General features: G+C 47.6%; 1 protein-coding gene. It reads right to left on the reverse strand.

The window, feature by feature from the left end:
- Positions 1 to 44 precede the first annotated feature (44 nt).
- The coding region (locus R7Z77_RS26100) for an amidophosphoribosyltransferase (RefSeq protein WP_411913219.1) at positions 45 to 654 on the reverse strand (610 nt) is incomplete at its 5' end.

Below are 654 nucleotides of genomic sequence, written 5' to 3' on the forward strand. Positions count from 1 at the left end.
GCCTAGGCTCTGGTTTTTTTTATCCCGATAATGATGACGCTGGTTTACGCGCCTTCGTTGTGCAGTTCTAGGTTCGCTAGATCTTGCTGAATTTCACGTTGCGTTTTTGCATCGTCATTACGCAAACCATCTAGGAAGTCGAGGTATTGTTGATCGATATCGCCAGTTACGTATTCACCATTAAATACAGATGTATCGAACTGCGTGATATCTTGGTTACCTAAGCCTACCGCTTCAACTAAGTCATCTAGACGTTGGTAAATAAGCGCATCCGCACCAATCTGTTTACAAATGGTTTCGTTGTCACGACCATGAGCAATCAGCTCTGTCGCGCTCGGCATATCGATACCGTAAACGTTAGGGAAGCGAACTTCTGGTGCAGCAGACACCATGTACACTTTCTTCGCGCCGGAGTCGCGAGCCATCTCAATGATCTGTTCTGATGTCGTACCGCGGACGATAGAGTCATCCACCAGCAACACGTTCTTATCTTTGAACTCAGAGCGGATAGCGTTTAGCTTGCGACGCACTGATTTCTTACGTTGTTGCTGACCAGGCATGATAAACGTACGCCCCACGTAACGGTTTTTCACGAAGCCTTGGCGGTAAGGGATATCGATCGCTTGAGCGATTTGCAGTGCAATGTCGCAAGAC

The organism is Vibrio sp. 1401 (assembly GCF_033340295.1).